8 protein-coding genes are annotated in these 4719 nt (G+C 41.1%); 4 read left to right on the top strand and 4 right to left on the bottom strand.

Annotated elements, in window-relative coordinates:
• The 4 genes from HZC45_09415 to HZC45_09400 form a co-directional block, all read right to left on the bottom strand.
• Positions 1-228 (bottom strand): hypothetical protein (locus HZC45_09415; protein ID MBI5683356.1); only part of this gene is annotated, 228 nt, incomplete at its 3' end.
• A 39-nt stretch (positions 229-267) separates the two neighbouring features.
• The gene (locus tag HZC45_09410; GenBank protein ID MBI5683355.1) at positions 268-945 is read right to left on the bottom strand and encodes a class I SAM-dependent methyltransferase; all 678 of its coding nucleotides are present in this window, start codon (positions 943-945) and stop codon (positions 268-270) included.
• Between the two features lie 173 nt (positions 946-1118).
• The gene (locus HZC45_09405; GenBank protein MBI5683354.1) at positions 1119-1559 is read right to left on the bottom strand and encodes a hypothetical protein; all 441 of its coding nucleotides are present in this window, start codon (positions 1557-1559) and stop codon (positions 1119-1121) included.
• Positions 1560-1709: 150 nt separating this feature from the next.
• Positions 1710-2033: a winged helix-turn-helix transcriptional regulator gene (locus HZC45_09400; protein ID MBI5683353.1), complete on the bottom strand. Its 324-nt coding sequence runs from the start codon at positions 2031-2033 to the stop codon at positions 1710-1712.
• A gap of 125 nt (positions 2034-2158) precedes the next feature.
• Here HZC45_09400 and ruvC point away from each other — a divergent pair, with 125 nt between their 5' ends.
• The 4 genes from ruvC to HZC45_09380 form a co-directional block, all read left to right on the top strand.
• A complete protein-coding gene (gene ruvC / locus HZC45_09395; GenBank protein MBI5683352.1) occupies positions 2159-2653 on the top strand; it encodes a crossover junction endodeoxyribonuclease RuvC in 495 nt (164 codons plus the stop codon).
• Between the two features lie 39 nt (positions 2654-2692).
• Complete coding sequence (gene ruvA, locus HZC45_09390) at positions 2693-3295, top strand: Holliday junction branch migration protein RuvA (GenBank protein MBI5683351.1); 603 nt, start codon at positions 2693-2695, stop codon at positions 3293-3295.
• Positions 3288-4328 (top strand): Holliday junction branch migration DNA helicase RuvB, encoded by a 1041-nt coding sequence (gene ruvB / locus HZC45_09385; GenBank protein MBI5683350.1) that lies wholly within the window; start codon positions 3288-3290, stop codon positions 4326-4328. Before ruvA ends, ruvB begins: the two co-directional genes overlap by 8 nt.
• A gap of 8 nt (positions 4329-4336) precedes the next feature.
• Positions 4337-4719: epoxyqueuosine reductase QueH (locus HZC45_09380; protein ID MBI5683349.1), on the top strand; the 383-nt coding region annotated here is incomplete at its 3' end.

Here is a 4719-nt window from a genome sequence, read left to right as displayed (position 1 = left end):
TTCGTTTTTAACTCCTACCACTATCATGTCCTCATACAGTCCGAAGGCGCCGTCAACCTCGTCATTCCATACTCGCACATCCGATGTTGCAGGCAGCATGTTCTTGGGGTTGGTGTCTGTCTTCATCTTTGGAAACTGTGTCATGAATATAAGCGTAACAATGACCGACAGAACTACAATTAACTTAGGATGCTCAACAGAAAACTCAACAAGCGAAAATTTTCGCATGGGACCTCCTTGTGAAAACCCCGATTTTTATAAAAACCTTTACTTTCTCCCTGTTATTACTAGGAACGCCCCGTCTTTTGGGAATACGGTTCTGCCTGCCTTTTCAAAGATTTTATATATTTTTAAAAACCATTTTGAATCTATCGGAGGAAAATGGAGGCAGGACGACCTTTGTAAATCTTTAAATCCCGTTTCATGCAGCATTTCTGTCAATGTGCTAATGCTGAAAAACCTTGCATGCTTATAAACAGTTTCTTTGAACCAACCTTTAGCCCTTCTTAAAAATGCCCAGTAACTGAGTCTGTTCAATTCTCCAATAACAATCGTGCCGTCTGATTTTAAAACCCTGTGTGCTTCTTTGATGACTGTTTCAGGATGCCTTATAAAACACAAGGCAGTAACCTCTAGAATTCCATCAAATAAATTGTCCTTAAACGGCAGTGCTTGAGCATTGCCGACAATGAACAAAGGCTTTACGCCCTTTATCGTTGCCTTATTTTTGGCAAATAAAACCATATCAAAATCTGTATCCATGCCAACTGCCTTCCCGCCTCTTTTTTGCACCTCATAAGTATAATTCCCTGTTCCACAGCCTATATCCAACACAAGCCCTTTCGGTTTAAACAAAGAGAATATTGCATCTTTCTCTAACTTATCGCACAAACTGCCGAGATGTGTTTGATACCACGCATCGTATTTATCAGGTGGAATCCACATGAACCTTATCTCACTCAGTCTCTTACATGGCTCACAAAGGGGCATAAAAATATTGTTGATGCCTGTCCCGCTGGCAAACCGTCAGGATGGGAGGCTTTTAGAGGCAACGGGTTTGCAAGCGGGGCAGGCATCAACAGCAAAAAGATATTTTCGGAGCAAAATTTAATCCCCATTTAGCCAACCTTGTATTTCAGATAGCACTCGCCAACAGGTCCCGGTTTATCGCTCCCAAGAAGTTCAACATGTTTTTTGAGTGTCCTTGCCATCAAAGATTTTACAAGGTGCGCTATCGGACACATCCCCTTTTTGCCCATGCCGCGCAATATCTCATTGCCGGGGCATATGTCGCAGCCTTTAACATACAAAGATGCGCTGCCGTCGCCGCCGAATTTCATATCTGCAATATCTGAAAATTGGAATGATGATTTAAAATAGGATTCTATGATATTTTTGAACTCTTCCTCGTTTTCAGGATGTTTTGCCAGATTTTTTAATAAATGGTTTGCAAGGGTTATGCCGATTTTAACATTGTATTTCTGCGCATCATCGCCAAGCGCTTCAAAAACCGCTGCATGATACATTGCAAAGAATTCCCTTGAAAGATTGTGGGACATAAAACCTCCTGTTTGTTAGGTTTTGTAAAACCCTCAAACCTAAAGGGTTGAGTTACAGACGGCGAGAGCGGAAGCAGGGTAACTCAAGGCTTTAGCCTTGATTGCTTTTATAAATTTCGCAAGTTTGAAACTATCTTTTTTAAAAAAAAATCAGACCTTCATTTTTTTTGCAAGCCTTCCGCCTTCCTTAAACTGCTCCATCAATACATCTCTCATAATGCCGCATGCCTGTATGATTTTTGGATTTGAAATCTTGTAATAAATATTCACCCCTTCTCTCCTTGTGGTAACCACCCTTGCCTGCCGCAGTAGCGACAGATGCTGGGATACATTTGCCTTTGTTACGGCAAGTCTTTCAACCAGTTCACCAACAGAGAGTTCACCCTCTTTTAAGGCATATAAAATCTCCAGCCTTTTTGGATTGGCAAGGGTTTTACAAACCAATGCATGCAGTTCAAAGATTTCTTTTTTCATGTTTGCATTATTGCGAATTATTGAAACAATGTCAAGGAGAAATTTATCTCTCAAAAATAAGAGTGCATTTATGGGCTTAAGATGGTATAAAATAAAACTCAAAATACAAGATAGGGGGTGGGTAAATGCGTATTCTTGGCATTGACCCGGGCAGTATTACTACAGGTTATGGTGTTGTAGACAACAAAAAGGGCAAGTTATTTTGTGTCTCTGACGGAAGTATTTCTACAGTTAAAAAGTCTCCATTGCAGGAAAGGCTTAGTATAGTGTTTGATTTGCTTTGTAATATCATTGCAGATTACAAACCTGATGCAGTTGCAGTTGAAGACATCTTTTTTGCCAAAAATGTCAGGAGTGCAATAATGCTCGGACAGGCAAGGGGTGTGGCACTCCTGTGTGCCGGCAAGGCTAACCTCCCTGTATTTGAGTATAGCCCTGCTAAGGTAAAACAGTCTATTGTTGGATATGGTAATGCTACCAAAGAGCAGGTTCAAAGGATGGTTAAGACGCTTCTAAAAATGCCTGTTATTCCAAAAGCAGACGCCGCTGATGCACTGGCAGTGGCAATATGCCATATACACCATAACGGCAGGCAATGGGCGAGAGGCAATAGGCGATAGGAAAACCCATAGCCTATAGCCCATAGCCCGTATTTAATTATGATTGCCCATATAACAGGTAAACTTATATACAAATCTCCTGAATCAGTAATAATTGATGTTGCAGGTGTCGGCTATGAAGTCCATATACCACTTTCTACCTATTATGGATTGCCTGATATACATGAGCATATCAGTCTGAATACATATACCCATGTAAGAGAAGATGCCATGCAGTTGTACGGCTTTCTTACACAGGTGGAAAAGGAGATATTCCAACTGCTGATAGGTGTGTCAGGTGTTGGACCGAGGCTGGCAAGGAATATACTGTCAGGGATTAATGCACACGAACTTACCCATGCACTGTCAAATAATGATATGTCCAAACTTAAGTCTATACCCGGCATTGGCGGTAAAACAGCAGAGAGGCTGGTAGTGGAATTAAGGGATAAGGTCAGTGCTGTAATATCAAAGACAGTGCATCATAAAACCAGATATGATGGAAAGGACGAGATGTATAACGATGTGCTGTCAGCGCTCTTAAATCTCGGATATAAAACACAGCAGTCAGAAAAGGCTCTGGAAAAGGTTAAGGCATCAAACAAAGATGCCAAATTTGATGTCTTGCTTAAAGAAACACTAAGGGTTTTGGCAAATGGATAAAAGAGAAAACATCGCACCCATAGTATTAGAAGATGAAAAGGTATTTGATGCCACTTTAAGGCCAAGGTCTTTAAACGACTATGTGGGTCAGAGCGCAATAAAAGAGAACCTGAAGGTCTTTATTGATGCTGCAAGGGGCAGAAACGAGTCGCTTGACCATGTTCTGTTTTGCGGTCCCCCTGGTCTTGGCAAAACAACCCTTGCCTACATCATCTCCAATGAACTTAATGTAAATATAAAGACTACTTCTGGCCCTGTTATAGAAAGGGCAGGTGATTTGGCTGCAATACTTACAAATCTTGAAGAGCATGATGTCCTCTTTATTGATGAGATACATAGATTATCCAGTGTTGTAGAAGAAATTCTCTATCCTGCAATGGAAGACTATCACATAGACATAATCATTGGACAGGGTCCCTCTGCAAGGAGCATCAAACTTGACATACCAAAGTTCACGCTTATTGGCGCTACAACAAGGGCAGGACTTTTAACATCGCCGCTTCGGGACAGGTTTGGCATAATCTCCAGACTGGATTTTTATGCCCCTTCTGAACTGAAAACTATTGTTAAGAGGTCAGCAGGCATCTTAAATATTGAAATAAACGATGACGGCGCCGTAGAGATTGCAATGCGTTCAAGGGGGACGCCAAGGATTGCAAACAGGCTCTTAAAAAGGGTGCGGGACTTTGCACAGGTGAAGGCAGACGGTATTATAACAAAGAATGTTGCTGATGAGGCTTTAAGATGTCTGGAGATAGATAAAAAGGGTTTTGATAAGATGGACAGGCAGATACTGCTGACTATTATTGATAAATTCAGCGGCGGACCTGTTGGCATAGAATCCCTTTCAGCAAGTTTGCATGAAGAAAAGGATGCCATAGAAGATGTTTATGAACCATACTTACTGCAGGAAGGTTTTATTCAAAGGACACCACGGGGAAGGATTGCAACAAAACTGGCATATGAACATATGGGAAGGGTTTATAAAGAAAGTCAGGAGTCAGGAGTCAGGAGTCAGGAGAAATTGTTTTAAAAAAAATTATGCAACGCATTTTAATTCATATCTGCTGCGGTCCATGTGCTATCTACCCAATGAAGAAACTCCTTAAAGGAGAGATAGATATATGGGGGTTTTTCTTTAATCCGAACATCCACCCATATACAGAATATCAGAAAAGGCTTACCGCTGTGAAAACCCTTGCCGAAAAGATGGATATAAAGATGCTCTACAGAGACGAATACAATCTTGAGGAGTTTTTAAAAAATACCTTGAAGACAGAAACTGTAACTCAAGGCTTTAGCCTTGAAAATGTCAAACCTGAAGGTTTGAGTTACAATAAAAAAGCCCGATGCGGCTGCTGCTACTCCTCACGGCTTGAGGCAGCAGCAAAGGCTGCAAAAGAAAACAGATTTGACTATTTCTC

The sequence above is a fragment of the Deltaproteobacteria bacterium genome, from assembly GCA_016223005.1.
GTDB lineage: Bacteria > Desulfobacterota > GWC2-55-46 > UBA9637 > GWC2-42-11 > JACRPW01.
Note: the sequence above shows the minus strand (reverse complement) of the source record. Positions and strands in the feature narration are given on the sequence as shown.

Coding starts and splice junctions, on each gene's coding strand:
- HZC45_09400 (MBI5683353.1), bottom strand. CDS start 2,033: ATGAAAAAAGAAATCTTTGAACTGCATGCATTGGTTTGTAAAACCCTT.
- HZC45_09410 (MBI5683355.1), bottom strand. CDS start 945: ATGTGGATTCCACCTGATAAATACGATGCGTGGTATCAAACACATCTC.
- HZC45_09405 (MBI5683354.1), bottom strand. CDS start 1,559: ATGTCCCACAATCTTTCAAGGGAATTCTTTGCAATGTATCATGCAGCG.
- ruvB (MBI5683350.1), top strand. CDS start 3,288: ATGGATAAAAGAGAAAACATCGCACCCATAGTATTAGAAGATGAAAAG.
- ruvA (MBI5683351.1), top strand. CDS start 2,693: ATGATTGCCCATATAACAGGTAAACTTATATACAAATCTCCTGAATCA.
- ruvC (MBI5683352.1), top strand. CDS start 2,159: ATGCGTATTCTTGGCATTGACCCGGGCAGTATTACTACAGGTTATGGT.